General features: G+C 65.4%; 16 protein-coding genes, 1 tRNA gene and 1 pseudogene. 7 read left to right on the forward strand and 11 right to left on the reverse strand.

Translation table 11 applies throughout. The annotated features are described in order from the left end of the window. Window positions 1-47: 47 nt before the first annotated feature. The 3 genes from flhA to AC0IWM_RS15410 form a co-directional block, all read right to left on the reverse strand. Window positions 48-2,213: a flagellar biosynthesis protein FlhA gene (gene flhA / locus AC0IWM_RS15400; protein ID WP_471756388.1), complete on the reverse strand. Its 2,166-nt coding sequence runs from the start codon at window positions 2,211-2,213 to the stop codon at window positions 48-50. Window positions 2,214-2,359: 146 nt separating this feature from the next. Beyond that, complete coding sequence (locus AC0IWM_RS15405) at window positions 2,360-3,604, reverse strand: KpsE/RkpR family capsule polysaccharide export protein (RefSeq protein ID WP_471756390.1); 1,245 nt, start codon at window positions 3,602-3,604, stop codon at window positions 2,360-2,362. A 93-nt stretch (window positions 3,605-3,697) separates the two neighbouring features. Next, window positions 3,698-4,351, reverse strand: coding sequence for an ABC transporter ATP-binding protein (locus AC0IWM_RS15410; RefSeq protein WP_056473478.1), 654 nt, complete (start codon window positions 4,349-4,351; stop codon window positions 3,698-3,700). Window positions 4,352-4,595: 244 nt separating this feature from the next. Here AC0IWM_RS15410 and AC0IWM_RS15415 point away from each other — a divergent pair. Together AC0IWM_RS15415 and AC0IWM_RS15420 are read left to right on the forward strand one after the other, a co-directional pair. Beyond that, window positions 4,596-4,685, forward strand: a tRNA-Ser gene (locus AC0IWM_RS15415). A 238-nt stretch (window positions 4,686-4,923) separates the two neighbouring features. Next, a complete protein-coding gene (locus tag AC0IWM_RS15420; RefSeq protein ID WP_471756392.1) occupies window positions 4,924-5,802 on the forward strand; it encodes a type II toxin-antitoxin system death-on-curing family toxin in 879 nt (292 codons plus the stop codon). Window positions 5,803-5,845: 43 nt separating this feature from the next. Here AC0IWM_RS15420 and AC0IWM_RS15425 read toward each other — a convergent pair whose 3' ends face one another. The 5 genes from AC0IWM_RS15425 to AC0IWM_RS15445 all read right to left on the reverse strand — a co-directional run bounded on the left by AC0IWM_RS15425 (window position 5,846) and on the right by AC0IWM_RS15445 (window position 12,359). Then, window positions 5,846-6,070: a hypothetical protein gene (locus tag AC0IWM_RS15425; protein ID WP_471756394.1), complete on the reverse strand. Its 225-nt coding sequence runs from the start codon at window positions 6,068-6,070 to the stop codon at window positions 5,846-5,848. 142 nt (window positions 6,071-6,212) lie between these two features. Beyond that, a complete protein-coding gene (locus tag AC0IWM_RS15430; RefSeq protein ID WP_471756396.1) occupies window positions 6,213-7,151 on the reverse strand; it encodes a hypothetical protein in 939 nt (312 codons plus the stop codon). A 32-nt stretch (window positions 7,152-7,183) separates the two neighbouring features. Then, complete coding sequence (locus AC0IWM_RS15435; RefSeq protein ID WP_471756398.1) at window positions 7,184-7,597, reverse strand: hypothetical protein; 414 nt, start codon at window positions 7,595-7,597, stop codon at window positions 7,184-7,186. 658 nt (window positions 7,598-8,255) lie between these two features. After that, entirely contained in the window at window positions 8,256-8,867 is a 612-nt protein-coding gene (locus AC0IWM_RS15440) for a recombinase family protein (protein ID WP_471756400.1), read from the reverse strand. A 2,025-nt stretch (window positions 8,868-10,892) separates the two neighbouring features. Continuing rightward, complete coding sequence (locus AC0IWM_RS15445) at window positions 10,893-12,359, reverse strand: tyrosine-type recombinase/integrase (RefSeq protein ID WP_471756402.1); 1,467 nt, start codon at window positions 12,357-12,359, stop codon at window positions 10,893-10,895. A gap of 581 nt (window positions 12,360-12,940) precedes the next feature. Here AC0IWM_RS15445 and AC0IWM_RS15450 point away from each other — a divergent pair. Then, the gene (locus AC0IWM_RS15450; RefSeq protein WP_471756404.1) at window positions 12,941-13,477 is read left to right on the forward strand and encodes an FUSC family protein; all 537 of its coding nucleotides are present in this window, start codon (window positions 12,941-12,943) and stop codon (window positions 13,475-13,477) included. A gap of 54 nt (window positions 13,478-13,531) precedes the next feature. Here the strand turns inward: AC0IWM_RS15450 and AC0IWM_RS15455 are convergent, their stop codons facing one another. Both AC0IWM_RS15455 and AC0IWM_RS15460 read right to left on the reverse strand, forming a co-directional pair. Continuing rightward, entirely contained in the window at window positions 13,532-14,599 is a 1,068-nt protein-coding gene (locus AC0IWM_RS15455; protein ID WP_471756406.1) for a spore photoproduct lyase family protein, read from the reverse strand. Window positions 14,600-14,692: 93 nt separating this feature from the next. Continuing rightward, complete coding sequence (locus tag AC0IWM_RS15460) at window positions 14,693-15,424, reverse strand: SHOCT domain-containing protein (protein WP_471756408.1); 732 nt, start codon at window positions 15,422-15,424, stop codon at window positions 14,693-14,695. 238 nt (window positions 15,425-15,662) lie between these two features. On the opposite strand from AC0IWM_RS15460, the gene glgX reads away from it, so the two are divergent. The 4 genes from glgX to AC0IWM_RS15480 all read left to right on the forward strand — a co-directional run bounded on the left by glgX (window position 15,663) and on the right by AC0IWM_RS15480 (window position 20,903). After that, a complete protein-coding gene (glgX, locus tag AC0IWM_RS15465) occupies window positions 15,663-17,939 on the forward strand; it encodes a glycogen debranching protein GlgX (RefSeq protein WP_471756411.1) in 2,277 nt (758 codons plus the stop codon). A gap of 217 nt (window positions 17,940-18,156) precedes the next feature. Further along, complete coding sequence (locus tag AC0IWM_RS15470; protein WP_471756413.1) at window positions 18,157-19,773, forward strand: histidine kinase famiy protein; 1,617 nt, start codon at window positions 18,157-18,159, stop codon at window positions 19,771-19,773. A 38-nt stretch (window positions 19,774-19,811) separates the two neighbouring features. Next, on the forward strand, window positions 19,812-20,150 hold the full coding sequence (locus AC0IWM_RS15475) for a plasmid stabilization protein (RefSeq protein ID WP_471756415.1): 339 nt from the start codon (window positions 19,812-19,814) through the stop codon (window positions 20,148-20,150). 540 nt (window positions 20,151-20,690) lie between these two features. Next, window positions 20,691-20,903 carry a hypothetical protein gene (locus AC0IWM_RS15480; RefSeq protein ID WP_471756417.1) on the forward strand — a complete coding sequence of 71 codons (213 nt, stop codon included), beginning with the start codon at window positions 20,691-20,693 and terminating at the stop codon, window positions 20,901-20,903. A 111-nt stretch (window positions 20,904-21,014) separates the two neighbouring features. Here the strand turns inward: AC0IWM_RS15480 and AC0IWM_RS15485 are convergent. Beyond that, a pseudogene (locus AC0IWM_RS15485) lies at window positions 21,015-21,824 on the reverse strand (IS5 family transposase). Window positions 21,825-21,947: the final 123 nt, after the last annotated feature.

The raw sequence follows: 21,947 nt of genomic DNA on the forward strand, positions 1-21,947 counted from the left end.
ACCGGGTCTCGGCGACGGGCCCTTCTCGTTGAGCGGGCCGGGACGCGTCAGACCGAGCCCACGGTCCGGAGCCGGGCGCGGGGATGGATCTCCGCCTGGCTCATCACCGGGGTCTCGCGCCGGAAGCGCTCGATGATCGAGCGCACGAAGGGCCGGGCCTGGACCGAAGTGACCAGCACCGGCATCTCGCCCATGCGCGCGGCGGTCTCGAAGCGGTCGCGGACCGTGTTGACGAATTCCGAGAGCTTGGAGGGCTGCATCGCCAGGTAGCGCTCGTCGCGCTCGCCCGCGATCGATTCGAGGAAGGCCTGCTCCCAGGCCGGCGACAGGGTGATGATCGGCAGCATGCCGTCCGGCCCCTGGTACTGGGCGCAGATCTGGCGCCCGAGGCGCGCGCGGACGTGTTCGACGATGTCGCGCGGGTTCTTCACGTGGCCGGCCACCTCGGCGATGCCCTCGATGATCGCCCCGAGATCGCGGATCGAGACCCGCTCGGCCAGCAGGAACTGCAGCACCCGCTGGATGCCGGTGGTGCCGATCTGGCTCGGCATGACCTCCTTGAGCAGCTCGGCATGGTCCTTCGAGACCTCGCGCAGGAGCTTCTGGACCTCGACGTGGTTCAGGAGCTCGGAGACGTGGGCCTTGATGATCTCGGTGAGGTGCGTCGACACGACGGTGGCGGCGTCCACCACGGTGTAGCCCTTGAGCTGGGCCTGGTCGCGCAGGGAGGCGTCGATCCAGGTGGCGGGCAGGCCGAAGGTCGGCTCCAGCATGTGCTGGCCGGGCAGCTGCACCTGTCCGCCCATCGGGTCCATGGCCATGAACTGGCCGGGGAAGATCTGCCCGGTGCCGGCCTCGATCTCCTTGACGCGCACCACGTAGGCGTTGGCGTCGAGCTGGACGTTGTCGAGGATGCGCACCGAGGGCATGACGAAGCCGAGCTCCGCGGCGAGCTGGCGGCGCAGGGCCTTGATCTGGTCGGTGAGGCGGTCCTGCCCCTCCGGCCCGTTGACGAGGGCGAGCAGGGCGTAGCCCATCTCCAGCTTGAGGTCGTCGAGCTTGAGGAGATCCGTGACGGTCTCCTCCTTGGCGGCCGCGGCGGCAGCGACCGCGGTGGCATCCATCGGGCTGCCGTCGGCATCCAGCGGCGGCGCGTTGCGGGCGACCCTGGCGAAGTGCCAGGCGGCGTAGCCGGAGGCGCCGGCGAGCGCCAGGAACGGCAGCATCGGCATGCCGGGCAGGAGCGCGATCAGCACCATGACGCCCGACGACATGCCCAGAGCCTTCGGGTAGTTCGCGAGCTGCTTGCCCAGCGCCTTGTCGGCCGAGCCCTTCACGCCGGCCTTGGAGACCAGGATGCCGGCCGCCGTCGAGACGATGAGGGCGGGCACCTGGGAGGCGAGGCCGTCGCCGATGGTGAGCAGGGTGTAGGACTTGGCCGCCCCCATGAACGGCATGCCCTGCTGGGCCACGCCGATGATGATGCCGCCGATGACGTTGATGAAGGTGATGAGCAGGGCGGCGATGGCGTCGCCGCGGACGAACTTCGAGGCACCGTCCATGGCGCCGAAGAAGGAGGATTCCTCCTCCAGGGCGGCGCGGCGGGCCTTGGCGACCTTCTCGTCGATGAGCCCCGCCGAGAGGTCGGCGTCGATGGCCATCTGCTTGCCGGGCATGGCGTCGAGGGTGAAGCGCGCCGCCACCTCGGCGATGCGGCCCGAGCCCTTGGTGATGACGACGAAGTTCACGATGATCAAGATCGCGAAGACGATGATCCCGATGACGAAGTTGCCGCCCATCACGAAGTTGCCGAAGGCCTCGATGACGTGGCCGGCCGCCGCCGTGCCCTCGTGCCCGTGGCCGAGGATCAGGCGGGTGGAGGCGAGGTTGAGGGCCAGGCGCAGCAGGGTCGCCACGAGGAGCAGGGTCGGGAAGACCGTGAACTCGAGCGGATTGTCGATGAACAACCCGGTCATCATGATCAGCACCGAGATGATGATCGAGACCGCGAGCAGCAGGTCGAGCAGGAAGGCCGGCAGCGGGAAGATGAGCACCGTGAGGATGCCCATCACGGCGGTGGCGAAGAACAGGTCGGTGCGCTTCGACAGCGCGTTCAGGTTCGCCCGGTTCGGGATCGCGAAGCTCGCGAACTGTGCGAGGCTCCCGCTGGAGCCCCCCGCCGGAGCCGGCGCGGCGGCGGCCGTCTCGCTCATCGTCACCCTCACTGCTCCCGAGGTTGGGGAGCCCGGCAAGATTTGCCGGGTGCAGGGTTAGCGAAGGGTTAATGCCCCGCCGATCGCCGCCGGCCGGGAGGCCGGCCCTGCGTCAGGCCAGGTACTTGGTCAGGCCAGGTACTTGGTCAGGCCAGGTACTTGCGGGTGACCACCGCCAGGGCGAACACCATCGCGGCGCCGCCGGAGATGAGGCAGATCATCAGGAGGCGGCGGGGCTGCTGCGAGGATTCGGGCTTCACCGGCTGGACGATCATGCTGAAGAACTCGATCTGGCGCTCCGCGATGATGCGCGCGCGCTCATGCGAGGCCAGCACCTTGGCGAAGTACTTCTCCGCATCGGTCCGCTCGGTGTCGAAGGCCTCGAACCGGGTCAGCGCGTTGGCCAGGATCCGGCGCTGCTCCGGGTCCTCGCTCGCCGACTGGCGCTCGATCCGGGCGATGTTGTCGTCGAGGTCCTTGAGCTGGGCCTTCATGTCCTGGATGCGCCGGGTCTCCGGCGAGAGGTCGCGCTGCCCCTGGATGAGCTGGACCGCCAGGTTGATGCGCGCGGTCCTGAGTTCGCCCAGCACCTTGAGGTTGCTCTCGTTGGTCTTCTGGGCGTCGAGGACGCCGTCGCGGTTGCGCAGGGCGGCGACCTCGGTGCGGATCTTCACCATCCGCTCCTCGGCGCGCTTGAGCTCGCGCTGGCTCTCGGCCACGGCATCCTCGCGGGCGCGGCCGCTGAGGGCGTTCACCATGCGCTCGCTCTCGGCCAGGATCGCGTTGGAGAGGTCGAGCGCCTCCTGCGGGTCGAAGGCGTTGACCGTCAGCTCGATGATGCCGGAGCCCGCCTCGACCTTGGTATGGACCCGGTCGTGCCAGTACTTCAACAGCTTCTCGATCGGCTTCCCGGGATCGAAGCGCGACAGGAAGTCGATCCCCGGGCGGGAGAACATCTCCCGCAGGGGATAGGCCTTCTCGATCGCCTCGATCATCGGCCGGCTGGTGATGTAGTTCGTCGCGATCAGGCTGTCCTGCGCCACCATCTGGCGCATCGGCGTGCCGGAATTGGTGCCGACCTGGTCGGGCGAGGCCTTCTCGACATTGCCCAGGGCGGGGCGCAGGGCGAAGCGCGACTCGACGACGAAGCGGTCGGAGGCGATGAGGCCGTAATAGGCGACGGCCGCCAGGGTCGGGATCAGGAAGCAGACCACGAACAGAAGCGGAATCAGCGGGTCCGTCTTCACGTGGCTCTGGTAGGAGCGAATGCCCTTCTTGCGGTCGGCGAAGCGCGAGACCCGGGCGATCTGCCTCAGGGATTCGGCGACCGCGTTGGAGCGGTCGGCCGTGGTCAGCGGCTGGCCCTGCGGGTTGCGGATTTCGATGCTCATGCGCCCCGGTATTCCATGTCGTGCGGCCCTCCGGCCGCCACGATGCAACCTTTGCACCCGCGACGCGGCAAAACCGTGGCCGGACTGCGCCTCTCAGGCGTTGAGGCGGCGATAGACCTCGATGGCGTCGTCGATGTTCTCGTAGACGATCGCGCGGCCGTTGATGATCACGATGCCCTGCTGGCACCAGGTCCGCAGGGTGTCCATCGCGTGGGACACCATGATCACGTCGGCGTTCTCGCGGCGGGCGGCGAAGGCCTCCTCGCAGCGCTTCTGGAAGCGCGCGTCGCCCACCGCCGTCACCTCGTCGATGAGGTAGCAGTCGAACGGGATCGCCATGCTCATCCCGAAGGCGAGGCGCGAGCCCATGCCGGAGGAGTAGGTCCGGATCGGCACGTCGAGGTAGCTGCCGAGCTCCGAGAAATCCTCGACGAACTCCAGCACCTTGCGCGGATCCTCGCCGTAGATCCGGGCGACGAAGATGATGTTGTCGCGCCCCGTCATGGCCGGGTGGAAGCCGCCGGCGAAGCCCAGCGGCCAGGAGACGCGCGTGCTGCGGATCACGCGCCCCTTCGTGGGCATCTCGGTGCCGGCCAGCAGGCGCAGGGAGGTCGACTTGCCGGCGCCGTTGATCCCGAGGATGCCATAGCTGACCCCCGGCTTCAGGGTGAACGAGACGCGTTCCAGGATCGTGCGGCGATGGCCGTCCGTCCGGTAGACCTTGGTCACGTTGTCGAAGCGGATCACGGCGGCGGACGGCTCCCGGGGCCTTCGGGCGGCGCGACGCCGCCCCCAGCGCATCGGGGGCAAAAGCGGCGAATCTGAGAACCCGCGCTGCGGCCGTCGCCGCGGCGCACCCGAAATCGCGACGGATTCGCCGGCTTTGCCGTTCTGAGGCTTGCACGCCGCCGGTGCGGCTTGTACACGACGCCTCCCGGCGCGATCGCGAAGCCCGGCCGCCCCGGCGGCTGCGAGACGCGGTGCCGGGACCGGAGGGGTGGCCGAGTGGTTGAAGGCGCACGCCTGGAAAGTGTGTATACCGGAAACGGTATCGCGGGTTCGAATCCCGCTCCCTCCGCCAACTTATTCAAAACTGAAAAAAGTGTTGGACTGTAGTAAGTTACAGGACTGCACTGGCTTGCTGTCTCCCATTCTTTCCCTCTAAATGTCCCCCATTAGCCAACTTCGCAGGATCGAAAACCTCGACGCTGCGTCGTTATGTCGGACCCCGGCTCCTTCTGATGTAGCCTGCAGGCTGCACGGCTCCCTGCGGAAGCGTGGGAGTTCGCGGAGAGCCACACTTTAGATCGCCTATCTTCATGATCCCATTGGAGCCTGACGTAGAACGCGAGTATCAGCGCGTGCTGGCGGAATTACCCCAGTGGGAAAATGCGGGGCCTTTGTACCTCACTCCAGAGCAGGTTGTTCGAGCCCACTTTTTTATCGCGAACCACTTCCTATTGGAAGGTGAGGGGATCGGAGGCGTTGGTCCGAAGAGTATCGATCTACTTCTTTCGGCAGTGAGCAGGCAGACCGTCTCGTTCGGGCCCGAGTTAAAATGGAAGGATCGTTTCGACGTCGCAGCAACTCTGTTCTTTGGCTTGACGAAGAATCACGCCTTCCATGACGCAAATAAACGTACAGCCTTTCTCAGCGCGCTCTTCCAACTTCAGCTCTCCGGATGGACCCCTTCCAGTTCCGAGAAAGAGTTCGAAGATTTCACGGTTGAGGTCGCCGAGAGCCAACTTCACAAATACAAAAGATTTCGCGACCTCGTTCGCCGCGGCGATCCTGATCCGGAAGTACGATTCATTTCTTGGTTCTTTCGTAATAACATGCGAAAAATAGACAAAAAAGCGTACGCTATAACTTACCGAGAGCTTGAAGCAATACTTAATCGTTATGGTTTTTACTTCGAAAATATTCTTAAAAACTATGTAGACATTGTTAAAAAGAAAGAAAAGCGCCGCTTTTTTGGCTTTGGAGGTGTTGAAATAGTCACTGAACGAGTATGTCAGATTACGTTCCCACGCTGGGGCGCACAGGTCAACCAAGACACGATAAGAGCCGTGAGGAGAAATACTAAACTTACTAGTGATGATGGTGTAGACTCAGGGTCATTTTTTAACGGTTTAGACACAATGCAGTCTCTCATCACTACCTATCATCGGCCTTTGCTTAGTCTTGCAAGCCGTTAAGCTCTAGGTTTCTACGTTCGAAGCGTGAGTTTCGGTAGCAGGTTCAAGCATAGTTGCTCATGAACCGAGAGGACCGCTTGAGCTGGTGGTTCACGGCGATGCGTAGGAGCCGCTTCAGCTCGGCCGGGGCATCCTTGACCCCAAGGTGGTCGAGCATGGTGTCGACCTTCACCTCGGTTCGGATCGGGGAGCCGTCGTCCATCCGCACGTGGATGAGCGACCGGACGAGGGTGTCTCCTGGAGTGGGTGCTGTTGTGACTTCGCGCATGGGGGTTCTCGCTTCTGAAACGCGAACGGCCCCCGTGAGGGAGCCGCTGAAGGTGGGCGGAAGTGGGTGGAAGGGGTTGCCGGTCAGGGCGTCAGCATGAACAGGGCGATGCAGACGGTCAGGTAGGCGAACAGCATCGGTCTCACGCCCCGGAGACCCTGATGAAGCCTGCCTTGAGGGCAGAGCGGTACGACATCTCACCCCGTCCAGGGATGTTCAGGACCACCGACTTGCCGTCCTTACGGGCCGTGATGCCGCCACCGAACGAGGCGTTCAGCACCGCTTCCGGGTCGCTATCTCCGACCTGGGCAACGTACTCCTGAAAGAGCGGCTGATAGCCCTTGGTGCTCCGCTCCATGCCGTGAGCGTTCATCGCAGCCTTCATCTCACGGGGCTTGTTGGCGCGTGCCCAGTCGAAGAAGTCCTCGGCATCGCCACCACCCCAGGACTGTACGGCTGTGACGGCCTGGGTGCGGAAGTGCTCCATCATGGCTGACGCTTCGGCTGCCACCGCCAGAGGCTCCCGGCCGCTCTCGGCGGCGGCACGCTCGATGGTGATGATGCTGATCTCACCCGTGGAGATCGCGTCCTGAAGGGCAGCGACCTGCATACTGGCTGAGACGCCCTGGCAGAGAGTGGCGAGCGCCTGCTCTGCCTGCGGGTCAGCGAACGCCTCAGCGTCATCTACAGGCGCGTCCTCCTGGGGCTCGGCCTTGGCAGCCTCAACGCCGCCCTGCACTTCGATAAAGCGCCCGTTGGCGTCACGGGTCACCATGCCCAGGTGCTCTGCCGTTTCCACGGATAGCTCCATGCCGTCCACGGTGATGATGTCCGATCCCTTCACGCCCCCCATCGAGGGAGCGCCCAAGGGCGTGCGAGCGGTCGAGAGGATGCCCGCAGAGCCGCTGGCGAAGTTGGCCGTGTTCAGGCCCTGAGGGCGTTGGATGATGGTGCCGTTCTCGGTCACCGACACGACACCCGGCTGGGCGTTGACGGTGGCTCCCCGGTATCCTTCCGGGGCTGCGTTGGAGGTGCCGCCTTCAGGGGCGGGCATGGCTTGATAGCTGGCGTAGTTCGACATGGGTGACGGTCTCGATGTGATGGGATAAGGGGTCAGTGGACGGTCGGGTTGATGGGGTCGGAAGCGGCTTCCACCGGGATGCGCAGGGCTTCCTTCCAGGGAGCCGCCTTGCGACGCTTCGGGCGACCACCATTGCCGGTGCCCATGCACAGGTTCGATGCCCTCAAATTCAGGGTGTCATCGTCCTTGTAGGAGATGGCGGTGCGCTCGAAAGCGTAGGCGACAAGTCGAGCGATGTAGACGCTGTGGTCGTTCTTGCGGACGCGGACGTAGCTCTTGGCCTTGCGGGCATCCACGAGGCTCCAAGAGCCGGGGTGTGCCTTGGTGATGCGCTCGAAGTCCTCACGATAGAGCCAAGCGGTCTTGCCAGGGGCATTGGTCAGGCGAACGCCGACAACCGCCCGCCCATCAGGGTCGGTGGCGTGGGTGATGTGGTTCGGTTTCATGGTCTCTCAGGGTGGGTTGAGCCCATGCGTCGTCGCCACCCTAAGAACTTCTTAGGGCAGTGCTTGCAGGGCAGAGGATGGGATGAAGGCCGTGGGCGGGTGTCGCTCACAGACGGCCGGGAAGGTGGTTCGGGTGGGTCAGTGCCCAGGAGCCGCTAACGGCCGTTGGTGGTCGCTACCGTGGCGTCAGGAACGCCTACTCAGGGCGTGCGAACGGGGATGCCTGATACCGACCCATGCGGAAGCCTCTCTGAGGGTGTTCGACCAACGAGAGGGCAGCGGCATGCCCCACGGTAGACTGAAGGCACACGGTCGAGATGCCTTCATGGGTCATGGTCAGGGGCGTCTGAGGCAGTACGCCTTCCGACAACAAGGCACGGGCCGCTTGGTAGAACGGGGTCTCGTAGGGTCCAAGGATGCGCCCGTCATCGAGTCGCGCGAAGTAGCGGTCCGGCCGCTTGGCAGGGCTGATGGTGATGTTCATGGGTTCCGGTTGAGGAGTTAGAGGCTAAACGACAGAAAACACCCGCTGGAGTGATCCAGGGGTGCTCGGTCAGGGATGGGTGATGTTAAGTTAGAGGGGCGCTTTAAGGTGCGTAGACGAGGCTAAACGACAAATAAACTGTACGCCTCAGCTGAAGAAGACGTGCGAAACCTTTCAAGCAGCTCGTTTGGCGACCTTAGCGATGGTCGCACGGCTGCATCCGGTGGCAGCCTGTATCTGAGACCACGACACGCCCTTGGCGAGTAGGTCAGCGATGCCAGCGTTGCGCTTGGTATCCTCAGGACGGCCCTTGTAGACGCCTGCTTCCTTGGCCTTGAGCTGGCCTTCAGCCTGCCGTCTGCGGCGATCCTCGTAGTCCTTGCGAGCCACGGCAGCGAGCATGTCTAGGAGCATGTCGTTGATGGCAGCGAACATGCGCCCGGTGAAGTCGTCGGGGTTGGTGGTCGCCATCTGCCACGAGGTCGGAAGGTCCAGAGCGACTACACGGATGGACCGGGCTTTGATCTCGGCCTTCAGCTTGTCCCAGTCACCAGCCGTGAGGCGGGAGAGACGGTCCACCTGTTCGACCAACAAGATGTCGCCTGGGTGGGCGTCCTTCAGGAGCCTGAACAGCTCGGGACGGGCCAGCTTCGATCCGCTCTCGTTCTCGATGTAGCGGGTTGAGATGGTCAGCCCACGCTCGGCAGCGAAGGCTTCAAGCGGCTCCCGAGCACGCTCTGCATCCTGCTCGGTGGTGCTGGCACGAAGGTAGGCCCTGACAAACATGGGAAGCCATCCGATCTGTTTTGGATGGTTCATACAAACTCAGTCTGTTTTGGTTAGTCAAGCGGGTTTAGTGAACCACGTTTGAGGGCATGTTGAACCAGTCTGCTTCGAGCATACCCATACTGAACCACGATTATGAGGGTGTTCAGGCTCGACGATACGGTATCGGCGGCGCGGTGGTGCGAACACCGGGTAGGTGAACGTGAGGCTGGGGAGGGGTAGGGAGCCCGTGGGATCGGACCACGGTGAGGGCAAGGGAGACCACCCCTCAAAGGGCATCCTCCCCACTACGTTGCTTCACAGGCTTGGGAGGGGCCGAGGGGGAAACCCAGGAAACTAATCGGGAAAATACCCTCTCACACTTTTTCGGTAAACTATTCTGGGCCTATAAGAGCCACTGAACGAGAACCTTTAAGTTGTTACTAGACAGGGTACTTTAGGGATATGATGATAATGGTATCATCCTACAGTCACTGTCTATGTCATCGGTTATGACAACTTTAGAAAACTGTCCATCTGCATCGCGGTGTCGGGGTCCATCACCTCCCGTCCGGCCTCATGCCACCCTGATGAGTGCCTTCTGTCGGTCGTCGCTATGTGAGCGTCGTCTCTGACAGGTTGGCCTGAGGTGGCCGTCTTTTTTCTGCAAGTATGCGGGGTAATGTCCGCTCAGAGCGGTTTCGTTTGCTCAGACAGCGGTTTAGTCGATCCTGCCAGAGCCTGGATTTGCGGCTGCCACAGAGCGCCCGATCACGGGTGGGCGGAACTCGCATTTACTAGCTCGTGTGCGGGGTAATGGCCGCTGAGGACGATTTTCACAGTCTACTGAAGGGCTTGGCCGATCCTATACGTGCTCCGGTTGTTGCCGACACCCCGCCACAAGAACGAAGACAGAACATGTGCGTCCGTCATGACCCTGAGAGTCACGGGGATAGCTGCGCCCTCACAGTTGACCCCCTGGCATTTCACTTCAAGGTAGCTGGCAGACGCGAGTGGGAAGCGGTCGATCCCTACGAAGGCAAACCGCTTCCCAACCAACCGTGTCTAGGTACTGGGTCCACACCGGAGACCGGATACGACCAGAGGACAGGATGGGGTCCAAACTCATCCGAAGGGCGGCTTCCACCCCCGTCCTTCCCTCGGCGTCTACTCTGTCCATCGGTTGCGTGACTCGCAACTCCTGTGTGCGGATGGGGCAGGAAATCCCCAGTTCACTCAGGCTCACCAGCGCAAGATGTGGATAAGGCTCCGCTCTGGATGCCCATTCCAGTGTCACCGGTAGCGACCGCCAGCGGCCGTTAGGCCCTCTCGGGTAGTCAGGGTGCGGACAGCAACTCCCGGCCGCTGGTGAACGACCCCCTCAAGTGGGCCAGGGCCAGTGGCGCTCGCCGCGTCGGGTCAGCAGGAACACCCCGCCATCTCCGCGTCCATTCCAGAGGATGGTGGTCATCCACCGCAACACCCGCAGCTCACAGTCACCCCGGCTGATGCGGAGGTGGAAGCGGTTACCATCGACCTTGAACGTCATCGTCGTTGTCTCGACACGTCCGGCCTCACGTTGAGGACGGCACAACGGCACTTATCATGGCAATGAGGCGCACAGTCTACCGATCAGTGAAGGGCATGATGCCATCTTGATCTAACGCACGCCAAATGGTTCTATCGTGACAACTTGTGTGCAGGGGTGAGTTGCTTCTCAGGAGTCTACACGATCACTACACGATCCCTGTGCGTCACACGGTACCGCCACGTCTTACAGAACTGCGAGCCATCGTCTGAATGAACGAGCTTGCCGGGCCGTTGAGCCCTTTACCAGTTCGATGAGGGCTTCCCGCGTTACGAGGCCCATCAGATGCTCCCCACGGGCGGTCGGTGTGCTGGCGTATCCCCACTGGTGCCCGTCCAGCACCTGTTCGCGGCGGTGTCGCCATGTGTCTGGATGCCAGCCAATGGCTGCTCCCGCGTCCTTGGCAACGATCCAGAGTTGCCCCTGCCAGTTGGTGAGCCTGATGCGGAAGCTCCGTCTCATCCCCTTGATACCTGGGTTGAAGCTGACGACCCGGAAGGCCGTCTCTCGCCTCCCTCCGTCAGCCATTTTTCCTCCGTCTCTTTCGTACTCGGCAAGCTCACAGCCTCCACACACGCTCTCATGGCTTCCAGAGAGGCTGCACCGGCATACCGGCCCATCGTCATGCCGAGGGGGAGGGCAACACCGTCCAGGGTGCCGTCTTCCGCCTTGTGCCCGACCACGTTCGCGATGGTCCAAGCTGTGTAGCCCTTCTCACCCCGCTCGATGCCCTCTACGGCCTTCCGAACGAACCAACGCCGCCATGAGTGGAAGTCGACGTTGGACTGACGCTGGCTTAGTGAAGCACGCTCATCCACACCCAAGCGACGCCGCTCGCGTGTGAAGGCTTGGCTGACGGGCGCTGAACGATCCCGCTTCGAGCCTTCCCGTTGCTCCTCAAGATCATGGAATAAGAAGGCATTGGCAGGCTTTCCGGCGCATCGGGTCGTGATGAGTTCGGCAAGGCCGGGATGTGCAGGGATCGTCCTCAGCCCGCTGGGTGTCTTCGCGTCTGTCACCCGCAGACATCCGTTGGCACAGTCTCGCACGCGGAGACCGGCCACTTCCTCCAGCCTCAGACCGCTCAAGGCGCTCATCAAAGAGAACTCACGCTCCCGCTGAGACCGGATGCCAGTCAGGAGTAAAGTTGCCTCCTTGTCTGTGAACGGCCTCTTTTTGGCGGCTCCCTGCTCACGCCGCTGCTTCGGCTTCTCCAGCGACTGCTCGATCCAGGGGTTCTCCTTCGTGCCGTGGCGCTTACCCAGCCACCGCCAGTAGGACCGAAGGCAGGACAGGTCTTTGTTGGCCGTCTTCACGTCCACGCCTTGGCTGACGAACTGGTCATGGATGAAGCGACCCGCCACGCGCTTCGTGATGGCTTCTACCGTCTTCCGTGTTCGGGTGCTGTCACACCACGCTTCCAGCTTCGCTACGGATCGGCGGATGTCGTCCTTGTACCCGATGGATAGGTCTTTCTCCGCGAACCAACGATCCAGAAGCGAGGGTAGAGGGGTCGCCTCTCCCAAGGCGATGGCAGCGAACTCCTGCGCGGCTTCTGCACCGTGCTCCCGCTCAACTGCATCGACCGTAACTTCCAGCGCAGCGTCCTCTGGATCGTACTCAGACCCGTCAACGTCACCGCCCCCAAGGTGAAACTCACCGGCATCCCGTAGGCGTTTCACCTGCAGCGCCTGCGTCACCAGTGAGGATCGGATCGCCACTGCCTTGGTGCCCTTGAGGGACGCTCGAAGGCGGTGGATCACATCAACCTTCTCCCGCTCGGCCTCCAACGGATCAGTGGTCTGAAGGGTCTCCTTGAGCTTCCCCTTGCCGACCTTGGCGACCATCGAAGGGGGCACGCGGATCACCGCACGGATGCGGTTGCCGTGCCATTCGAGATGCATACCGAGCTTCTTGGAGGGCATGGGGCAGGGGCCTTGGAAGTGGGTTGTCCCCCACGCAGTCCCCCATTCTGTCCCCCAAATCAAGGCTAAAAAACTCAACGATCTCAATGGATCAGTGGCTTAGAGCCCATCAGGCGGATGGTCCCGCTCCCTCCGCCAAGTGTTTCCTTCGTTATCTCATCTAGCGAAAATACGCCGTTCCGGGACCGATCCTCGGTACTGTCCTCGATCTTGTTCCCTCCGATGCCCCCCGGAACGGACGCCTTCGAGAACGTTGCCTGAAATGGACCCGCCGGCCGATAGCCTTCGCGGACCGCGCGTGGTGGCGCTTCCCCGGGTTCGATCGTCCCGGATGGCCCGTACCGCAACGTCCTGCCGACGGCCGCTCGCCGAGCACCATGCCTCCGAAACCGTATTGCGCCGCACAACATGGCGTTGTGCGACAGGTTGCGGTGTCCACGTGTTTGCGCGAGCGCTACGGGAGGCCGTGACCGTCCGATGGCGGCGACCGGCACGGCATGCAGGACCAGGGCAGCGCTCGTGCGGTCAATTCGACGCCAGGCGGTGCGAACGCGCGGGTCGGCCGCCGGTGGAGAGGCACGATGAACCGCACGCGAACCCTCGATCCTGCGGCGATCCGGTCGATCGCGTTCGTGGGCCGGTGCACGGCGGCGTCGATCCTGTCCTACGCCGCAGCCAGCGGAATCGGGCTGGGGCATCTGCTCTGGGCCGTCGTCTCGACGCTGATCGTCTCGCAGGAGACGGCTTCGGAGACGCATCGCTCCTTCCTGTGGCGGTGCGCCGGGACCCTGCTCGGCGCCGGCGTTGCGGTGCCGGCGGCTTTGTGGCTGATGCCCGACCCGGCGCGGCCCCTGGCCGCCATCGCCCTGGCGGTGCCGGTCGCCGCGGCCATCGCCCGGCGCTGGCCGCGCCTGAGGGTCTGCCTGTGGACGGCCCCCCTGGTGATCCTCACGGCGACGGCCGAACACAGCCTTCTGCACACGGCCAGCCAGCGCTGCGGCGAGGTCCTGCTCGGCGGCCTGATCGGCTCGGGGATCCACCGGGTGATCGATCACCTCGCCCGGCGCTGGCTCAAGCTGGCCTGGGATGTCCGCGACGCCCCGAGACCGCCCGGATAGGGCAGGGGAAGCACCGGCGGGCGCCTGCTCCCGCGCGAGCCGGGAAAGGCCCCCTCAGAACGCGTAGCGCACCGTGCAATACGGCATGCGCTCGGCCAGCAGCGCCTTGAAGCGGCCGAGCCACGTCCCCTTCCACCCGGTGCGGTAGCGCAGGTTGGCGCCGCCGCCTTCGGAAATCTTCGCTTCCTGGATGTCCGGGCGCCAGAGCAGGTCCTCGGCCCTGGGGTGCCAGCCGAGATTGACCGCGTGCAGGTCGGCGTTGTGGGTCAGCAGGATGATCTCCGCCTTGAGCTGGGCGCGGGCCGCCGGGCCGATCGTCCCGTCGATGGCCTCGAACAGCGCCGCCCAGTCGGCTTCCCAGCCCTCGTAGAGGATCACCGGCGAGAAATTGACGTGGACCTCGTAGCCGGCGGCGACGAAATCGTCGATCGCGGCGATGCGCTCGGGGATCGGCGCGGTGCGCACGTCGACGATGCGGGCGATGCGCTCGGGCATCAGCGAGAAGCGGATCCGGGTCTTGCCCCGGGGGTCGTAGGCGAGGAGGTCGCGGTTCACCGCCTTGGTGGCGAAGGAGGCCTTGGCGTTCGGGATGTCCCGGAACAGGGCCACGAGGTCGCGCACGGTGTCGCTGACCATGGCGTCCACCGAGAGGTCGCCGTTCTCGCCGAGATCGTAGACCCAGAGGGCGGGGTCGATCGTGTCGGGCTCGGGCAGCGGACCCTGGCGGGCGGCGTGGCGGGCGATGGCGGCGGAGACCGCCTCGACGTTGACGAAGAGCGAGATCGGGTTGGCGAAGCCCTTGCGCCTCGGCACGTAGCAATAGGCGCAGGCCATGGCGCAGCCGTTCGAGGTCGAGGGCGCGATGAAGTGGGCGCTGCGCCCGTTCGGACGCATGGCGAGGCCCTTCTTCACCCCGAGCACCAGGGTGGAGCGCTTGATCCGCACCCAGTCCTCCACCGAGCCCGCATTGCCGTGCAGGCTCGGGATGTTCCAGTGCGAGGGCACGACGATGCGCTCGGCCTGCGGAAACCGGTCCAGGATCTCCCGCCCGCGCGAGAAGTCCGGCACGGCGGGCTCGTGGTAGATCGTCGAGACGTCGAGGAGGTCGCGGGGTCGGGCCATCTGCCTTGGGACATCGACCGGGATGCGCGTCCTGCGCGCGCATCCGGCCCGGGGCCAACGCCCCGGGGGAGCGGGCGATCCGCGGTGTGGCGATCAGAGGCGGGCGAGCAGCTCGGCCTTCTTGGCGGTGAACTCGCCCTCGGTGAGGATGCCCTTGCGGCGCATCTCCGACAGGCGCTCGATCGTCGTCAGCACGTCGCTGCCCGGGACCGGGGCGGCACCGGGCGCGGGCGGCGGTTCGGCCCCCGGGGCGCCGGCCTCGAACGGCTCGGGCGCGAAGGGGCGGGCCTCGCCGCGCTCGGCCTCGTCGAGGCGCCTCAGGCTGGCGAGGTCCACGGGGCCGCCGGGGCCGGAGAAGCGCAGGTTCGTGCTCCCGCCCTGCTGCTGCGAGACGCCGCTGATCGCGTGATCGCCGGTGTCGTAGACCGCGGCCCGCCCGTCCGCCTCGACCACCAGGCGCCGGTGGGCCGGGAAGTAGGCGTAGCGCATGCCGTTCTGAGAGCCGGAAGTCGCCGGCGCGCCCCACTCGGCGGGCCAGGGCGATCCGCCGGCGCGGGGCGCCTCCGCGAAGGCGCCGGCGGGGAGCGCCGCGGCGAGGGTGGTGCACAGGGCGTCGACGCGGGCCTTGAGGTCGGCGTTGAACATGTCGCCGATCATGGTCATGCCGGCGCCCGACCATTGGCCGAAGCCGCCGAGGTCGGGATGGTTGAACTGCGCCATCCGGCCGTTGCCGGCCTCCAGTGCGTGCACGAGGTGGCGCACGGCGTCGAGGCTGACCCGGTAGCGGTCGGCGATCGCCTGCAGGCCGTTGGGCTGATCCGTCATGCGCCGCTCTCCTCGCGCGCGGCCCGGCCGCGCCGTCGTCCAGGTCTCGTCGCGACAGTCTTGCCGCAAGCGCGGGCGGCGTGGAAGCCGCCGCGGGCGGTCCGACCGTGCGATGCAAAAAGATTTCTCCGGAGGCGGACCTTCCGGCGAAGCGTGAGCGTTCCTGTCGAGGTTTCCAGGACGGGGCGTCGCGCGGCGCCCCGTCCCGACGCACGCATCGATACCGCCCGGAGCGAACATGGCCGACACGACGAATCCCGCGGACCGCTCGAGCCCGCAGGGCCGCGCCAAACGTTCGCGCATCAAGGAAGGGTCGCCCTATCCCCTCGGCGCCAACTGGGACGGCCTCGGCGTCAACTTCGCCCTGTTCTCGGCCAACGCCACCAAGGTCGAGCTGTGCCTGTTCGACGACGACGGCATCGACGAGATCGAGCGCATCGAGCTGCCCGAGTACACCGACGAGATTTGGCACGGCTACCTGCCCGACGCGCGCCCCGGGACGATCTACGGCTACCGGGTGCACGGCCCCTACGATCCGAAGGCCGGCCACCGCTTCAACCCGAACAAGCTGCTCATCGACCCCTACGCCAAGGGCCTCGTCGGCTCGATCACCTGGAACCCGGCCCTGTTCGGCTACCAGATGGAGACGGGCGACGACCTGACCTTCGACGAGCGCGATTCCGCGCCCTTCACCCGGCGCAGCCGCGTCATCGACCCGGCCTTCACCTGGGGCCGGGACCGCAAGCCGCACGTGCCGTGGGAGAAGACGATCTTCTACGAGACCCACGTGAAGGGCTTCACCAAGCTGCACCCGGCCGTGCCGGAGAAGCTGCGCGGCACCTATGCGGGCCTGAGCACCCCGGCCGTGCTCGATTACATCAAGAGCCTCGGCGTCACCTCGGTGGAGCTCCTGCCGGTCCACGCCTTCGTGCAGGACGACTACCTGCAGGAGAAGGGGCTGGTGAACTACTGGGGCTACAACACCATCTCGTTCTTCACCCCCGCCCGGCGCTACGCCGCGGTGCCGGACTTCGCCTTCTCCGAGTTCAAGGAGATGGTCGCGCGCATGCACGGCGCCGGCCTCGAGGTGATCCTCGACGTGGTCTACAACCACACTGCCGAGGGCAACGAGAAGGGTCCGACCCTGTCGTACAAGGGCGTCGACAACGCGTCCTACTACCGGCTGATGCCCAAGGAGCCGCGCTACTACATCAACGACACCGGCACCGGGAACACCTTCAACCTCTCGCATCCAAGGGTGCTGCAGCTCGTGACGGATTCCCTGCGCTACTGGGCCACCGAGATGCGGGTCGACGGCTTCCGCTTCGACCTCGCCACCATCCTGGGACGCGAGCCGCACGGCTTCGACGAGGGTGGCGGCTTCCTCGACACCTGCCGTCAGGACCCGGTGCTGAACAGCGTCAAGCTCATCGCCGAACCGTGGGATTGCGGTCCGGGCGGCTACCAGGTCGGCGGCTTCCCGCCGGGCTGGGCCGAGTGGAACGACCGCTTCCGCGACGACGTGCGCGGCTACTGGCGCGGCGACGAGGGCATGTTGCCGGATCTCGCCGCCCGCCTCACCGGCTCGGCCGACAAGTTCAACAAGCGCGGGCGCAAGCCCTGGGCCTCGGTGAACTTCCTCACCGCCCATGACGGCTTCACGCTGAACGACACCGTGTCGTACAACGAGAAGCACAACATGGCCAACGGCGAGGACAACCGCGACGGCCACTCGCACAACCTGTCGAACAATTACGGCGCCGAGGGACCGACCGACGATCCCGAGATCCGGGCCGTGCGCCTGCGCCAGATGCGCAACATGCTGGCGACCCTGTTCCTGTCCCGCGGCACCCCGATGCTGCTGGCCGGCGACGAGTTCGCCCGCACCCAGAACGGCAACAACAACGCCTATTGCCAGGACAACGAGATCTCCTGGCTCGACTGGGAGGCCATCGGCCCGGAGGAGCGGGATCTGGCCGAGTTCACGCAGCGCCTGACCCTGCTGCGCGAGGCCCTGCCGATCCTGACCCGCGGGCGCTTCCTCACGGGCGCCTACGACGAGGAGTTCGGCGTCAAGGACGTGACCTGGCTGCGCCCCGACGGCGGGGAGATGTCGCCCGAGAACTGGTCCCAGGGGGATGCCCGCGCCATCGCGGTGCTGCTCGACGGCCGAGCCCAGGCCTCGGGCATCCATCAGCGCGGCGGCGACGCCACCTTGCTGCTGCTCTACAACGCCTATCACGACCTCGTGTCGTTCACCCTGCCGGAATCGGTCGGCGGCGTCGGCTGGACCCGGCTCCTCGACACCAACCTGCCCGACAGCCAGGACGTGGTGAGCAAGCCGATCGGGGCGACCTACGACGTCACCGGGCGCTCGATGCTGATGTTCGTGCTGAAGCCCGAGGAGGTCGACGGCGTCGACGCCACCGACATGGAGCGCTCCTACCAGCACGTGATGCAGGCCTTCGAGCGCGCCAACGTCAACAGCGTGCGCTTCGAGACCGAGCAGCGCTGACGGCCGGAGGACCGCTGGGCGCGACGCGCGCAGCGGTCCTCGCCGAATCGTCATGCGGCGTGGTGGCCGGCGAAGCGTACCGCGGGGAACGATGATGGCGCCGGTCGTTTGACCCATGTTAGGGGCGGGCTGTCAGGCTCCGCCTGCCGAATCCCGCTCGGCCAGTCCCGCGCGGCAAATCCCGCCTGCGACGCCCCGCCGATGTGATTGCGCGACGATGATCGACACGCCCAAGACGCCGCCCACCGGGGCGCCCGCGCAGGACCCCATCCTCGCCACGGACGAGGCGCAGACCAAGCCGGAAGCGGCCTACTTCTTCGCCGCGGTGGCCGCCTCGCGCATGCCCATGGTGGTGAGCGACCCGCGCCGGCCCGACAACCCGATCATCTTCACGAACGACGCCTTCCTGGAGATGACGGGCTACCGCCGCGACGAGGTGATGGACCGCAACTGCCGCTTCCTGCAGGGGCCGGAGACGGACCGCGCGGCCGTTCGCGAACTCGCCCGGGCGATCGCCGCCCGCGAGAACCTCGCCACCGAGATCATCAACTACCGCAAGGACGGCACGCCGTTCTGGAACGCGCTGTTCGTCTCGCCGATCTACGACGCGAGCGGGACCCTCGTGTACTTCTTCGCCTCGCAGCTCGACGTCTCGCGCCGGCGCGATGCCGAGGAGGCCCTGGGCCAGGCCCAGAAGATGGAGGCGCTCGGCCAGCTCACCGGGGGCATCGCCCACGATTTCAACAACCTCCTCCAGGTCATCGTCGGCTACGTCGACATCCTCGGCGCCGGCCTCGACGACCCGGCGGCCGACCGCAACCGCCTGCGCCGTGCCACCGACAACATCCGCACCGCGGCCGAGCGTGCCACCACGCTGACGCAGCAGCTGCTGGCCTTCGCGCGCAAGCAGCGTCTCGAGGGCCGCTCGGTGAACCTCAACGCCCTGGTCGAGGGCATGGCCGACATGGCCGGCCGCACGCTCGGCGAGACGGTCAGCCTCGGCTTCGCGCTGAGCCCGGACCTCTGGAACTGCCGGGTCGACCCGAACCAGGCCGAGGTCGCGCTCCTCAACGTCTTCATCAACGCCCGCGACGCGATGCCGGAGGGGGGCCGCCTCACGGTCAGGACCGAGAATCAGCTCATCACCGGCGAGCTGGCCGGCCCCCTGGCACCGGGCCGATACGTCACCATCAGCGTGAGCGATACCGGAAGCGGCATCCCGGTCCATGTCCTCGCCCGGGTGATGGACCCGTTCTTCACGACGAAGGAGGAGGGCAAGGGCACCGGCCTCGGCCTGTCGATGGTCTACGGCTTCGCCAAGCAGTCGGGCGGCGCGGCCCGCATCGAATCCGTGCTGGGGGAGGGGACCGTGGTGCGCCTGTCCTTCCCGGCGACCGAGAACGCGGTGCTCGAATCGGCCCCGGCCGCGGTCGGCGAGCAGGAGGGATCCGGCACGGAGACCATCCTCATCGTCGACGACCGCGAGGACGTGGCGGAACTGGCCCGGACGATCCTGCGCGATTTCGGCTACAGCACCCTGATGGCGCAGAACGGGCGCGAGGCCCTCGACGTGCTGGAGAGCGGCGGCCCCGTCGACCTGCTGTTCACCGACCTCATCATGCCGGGCGGCATGAACGGCATCGTCCTCGGGCGCGAGGCCAAGCGCCGGCGCCCGGACCTCAAGGTCCTGCTCACCACCGGCTACGCCGAGGCGAGCCTGGAGCGAACCGATGCCGGGGGTTCGGAGTTCGATCTCCTGAACAAGCCCTATCGCCGGACGGACCTGGTCCGCCGCGTCCGGGCGATCCTCGACGGACCCGCCGCGGCCGGCTGACGCTTCCGCCCGGGTCCGCCCCATCGGAGTGCGTAGGCATGGCCCAGGGCGACAAGTCGAAATACACCGACAAGCAGGTCCGCAAGGCCGAGCACATCGCCGAGTCCTACGAGTCGCGCGGGGTGCCGGAGAAGGAAGCCGAGGCGCGGGCCTGGGCCACCGTCAACAAGGACGATGGCGGCGGCAAGAAGCCCGGCGGGTCCGGGCGCGGCGAGTCCGGGCGAGGGAAGGCGAGCGGCCAGCCTGCGGCCCATCGCGGCGGAGCGGTCGGCGGCAAGGCCTCGGCCGGCCGCACGGCGGAAGAGCGCTCCGCCTCCGCCAAGAAGGCCGCCGCCACCCGCAAGCGCAACGCGGAGGCCGCACGCCACGCATCCTGACGGTCGTCTCGGTCGAGGGATCTTGGGTGCAGACGATCGGCTGATCCGATGGGTCTCAGGGGTCAGACCGGCGGGTCGAGCATGCGGGATCCTGACGCGCTGTCCAACGACGTTCCGGGCGATTGCCGATGGCATCGCTCCGTCATTCCGAAGCGCCGAAGGCGAGCCCGGACCCGACGGGGCGCAGCGGAGGCGTGCGATCCAGAGCCGCTGACGGCGTCAGGTCCTGCACCACCTGCATAACAGCCTTAGTTTGCCGGCGGTTAAGTGGCCGATAGCGATAGCGGGCGCTCAAACTGCGCCTGGATGGGAGCTGAAGGCACGGGCCTCCGAGAGTTCCAGACAGGGAATTTTGCCTTGTCATCAGAGGTTTGAACGATTGATCGACCGAGTGGTGAAATGCAATCTTGGCTGCAGCCCGAGTCGAGAAACAGTCGGTGGTTTATTGATACTAAGTATGGAATCCATTCGAAGTGTAAGTATGAAAGTCGATCTCGCTCAGGCTTTTGCTTTCTCACAACTCGTCGCCGGAGAAAAAATATGAGCAATGATCCAAAAATCCCTGCTGATATTAAACCGCCAGATAGCCAGCAGGCAGCTGTTCCCACATACAATGAGCAATTCAAGGATGTTGACGGTCCACTCGCGGCCACTGGCTGCGTATGGGCAGGGAAGGCCTATTCTGAGGGCGGCGTTCATAACGAAAGCGGCATTGCCTATACCTGCACCAATGGATCTTGGGTCAAAGGTTAATTTCGGCCAACCCAGATCGAAGCTTGTGCAAATTTCTTCCTAGACTAATCTGTTGCCGCTCGGCGTCGTTTTGCGAGCAGTCGCGCGGCAATAGTATCCTGCTAGAGACTGTTATGAACCGGCCACGAGTTGAGCGGCCTGTTTGAGTATGAGGCAGACGAAGGCGACGATGTGGAGGTCGGCGAGGGTACTGGGATAGCGCTCGTAATCCTTGACGAGGCGACGAAAGCGCGTGGCCCAGGCAAAGGAGCGCTCCACCACCCAACGCCGCGGCAGCAGGACGAAGCCGCGCTTGACTTCCTACAGTTCGACGACCTCCAGTTCGATGCCGTGGGTGCGGGCCGCCTTGGCCGGCTTCTCGCCCGTATAGCCCTGGTCGACATAGGCGAGATCGACGCTGTTCCCGGTGGCAGCCTGCACGGCTTGCGCCAGGCGCCCGACCTGGGCGCGGTCGTCGGCATCGGCGGGGGTGACGTGCAGGGCCAGGAGGTGGCCGAGGGTGTCGACGGCCAGATGGACCTTCGAACCCTTCTTGCGCTTGGCGCCGTCATAGCCGGCCCGCTCGCCGCTCTCGGGCGTCGAGCGCAGGGTCCGGCTGTCGCGGATGGCCGCGCTCGGCTCGGGCGAACGTCCGGAGGCCGGACGCAGCAACGCCAGCAGATCGTCGGCCAATCGCTCGAAGCAGCCGGCCGCCTCCAGCGCTGCGCCTGCTGGTAGACGGCCTCCCAGGGCGGCAGGTCGGTGGGCATCCAGCGCCACGGTAACCCCCGTCTTCACCACGTAGCGCAGCCCGTTGATCACCTCGCGCAGACTGTGCTCGCGCTGTCCCGCATCCTCGCGCAGCAGCGCCAGATAGGGGGCGACCAGCGCCCATTCTTCATCGGAGACGTCGGACGGGTCGGATCTGCGTGAAGAGATCATGCCCTTTCGTCTGGAATCCCCACGCCACGGGTCCACAACAGCCTCTAGATCCCGGGCTCCGCTGCGCGGCCCGGGGGATGATGTGGTGCTAGACGCGGATCGTCACCGGATGACGTGTCCCGG

The organism is Methylobacterium sp. AC433, assembly GCF_979253015.1.

Coding starts and splice junctions, on each gene's coding strand:
- AC0IWM_RS15435 (WP_471756398.1), bottom strand. CDS start 7,597: ATGAAACCGAACCACATCACCCACGCCACCGACCCTGATGGGCGGGCG.
- AC0IWM_RS15420 (WP_471756392.1), top strand. CDS start 4,924: ATGATCCCATTGGAGCCTGACGTAGAACGCGAGTATCAGCGCGTGCTG.
- AC0IWM_RS15430 (WP_471756396.1), bottom strand. CDS start 7,151: ATGTCGAACTACGCCAGCTATCAAGCCATGCCCGCCCCTGAAGGCGGC.
- AC0IWM_RS15475 (WP_471756415.1), top strand. CDS start 19,812: ATGGCCCAGGGCGACAAGTCGAAATACACCGACAAGCAGGTCCGCAAG.
- AC0IWM_RS15425 (WP_471756394.1), bottom strand. CDS start 6,070: ATGCGCGAAGTCACAACAGCACCCACTCCAGGAGACACCCTCGTCCGG.
- AC0IWM_RS15450 (WP_471756404.1), top strand. CDS start 12,941: ATGAACCGCACGCGAACCCTCGATCCTGCGGCGATCCGGTCGATCGCG.
- flhA (WP_471756388.1), bottom strand. CDS start 2,213: ATGAGCGAGACGGCCGCCGCCGCGCCGGCTCCGGCGGGGGGCTCCAGC.
- AC0IWM_RS15480 (WP_471756417.1), top strand. CDS start 20,691: ATGAGCAATGATCCAAAAATCCCTGCTGATATTAAACCGCCAGATAGC.
- AC0IWM_RS15455 (WP_471756406.1), bottom strand. CDS start 14,599: ATGGCCCGACCCCGCGACCTCCTCGACGTCTCGACGATCTACCACGAG.
- AC0IWM_RS15445 (WP_471756402.1), bottom strand. CDS start 12,359: ATGCCCTCCAAGAAGCTCGGTATGCATCTCGAATGGCACGGCAACCGC.
- AC0IWM_RS15460 (WP_471756408.1), bottom strand. CDS start 15,424: ATGACGGATCAGCCCAACGGCCTGCAGGCGATCGCCGACCGCTACCGG.
- AC0IWM_RS15470 (WP_471756413.1), top strand. CDS start 18,157: ATGATCGACACGCCCAAGACGCCGCCCACCGGGGCGCCCGCGCAGGAC.
- glgX (WP_471756411.1), top strand. CDS start 15,663: ATGGCCGACACGACGAATCCCGCGGACCGCTCGAGCCCGCAGGGCCGC.
- AC0IWM_RS15405 (WP_471756390.1), bottom strand. CDS start 3,604: ATGAGCATCGAAATCCGCAACCCGCAGGGCCAGCCGCTGACCACGGCC.
- AC0IWM_RS15440 (WP_471756400.1), bottom strand. CDS start 8,867: ATGTTTGTCAGGGCCTACCTTCGTGCCAGCACCACCGAGCAGGATGCA.